Genomic DNA, 713 nt, shown 5'->3' with positions numbered 1-713 from the left:
GCGCTGAACATCCTGCGCGAGACGGTCATGGGCCGCGAACTCTTCGACTACGCCTTCAAAGAGTACGCCCGCCGGTGGGCCTTCAAGTCCCCCGAACCCGCCGACTTCTTCCGCACCCTGGAAGATGCCTCCGGCGTCGACCTCGACTGGTTCTGGAAAGGCTGGTTCTACGGCGTGCAGCCCGTCGACCAATCGCTGGTCAAAGTCGACTGGTTCCAGGCCGGGTCCCAGAACCCCGAGATCGCCAAAGCCGACGCCCGGGCTGCCGCGGCCAAGCGAGCCAACACCATCAGCAAACAGCGCGATGCGGCCACCAAAGGCCAGACCGTGGTGGCCCAGGACTCCACCATGAAGGACTTCTACAACAGCTACGACCCCTATGCCGTCACAGAAGACGACAAGAAGCGCTACCAGGACTACCTCACCACGCTGACCCCCGAGGAGCGCAAGCTGGCCGAAGCGGGCACCAACTTCTACACCCTCTCGCTCAAGAACAAGGGCGGCATCCCCATGCCGGTGATCGTGCGCATGGAGTTCGAGGACGGCACCGACTCGGTGGCGCGTTTTCCGGCCGAGATCTGGCGTTTCAACGATGTGTCGATCAACAAGGTGATTGCCACCGCCAAGAAGGTGAAGCAGTGGACGCTGGACCCCTACTACGAGATTGCCGACATCAACCCGGAGGACAACTCGTTCCCGCCGGTGGCCCAGCC

Annotated in this window: 1 pseudogene; it reads left to right on the top strand. The window is 62.8% G+C overall.

The features are described from left to right. Positions 1 to 713: pseudogene (locus tag ACYVJM_RS32130) on the top strand (M1 family peptidase); the annotation flags it as partial.

The organism is Spirosoma pulveris, from assembly GCF_054781875.1.
Note: the sequence above shows the minus strand (reverse complement) of the source record. Positions and strands in the feature narration are given on the sequence as shown.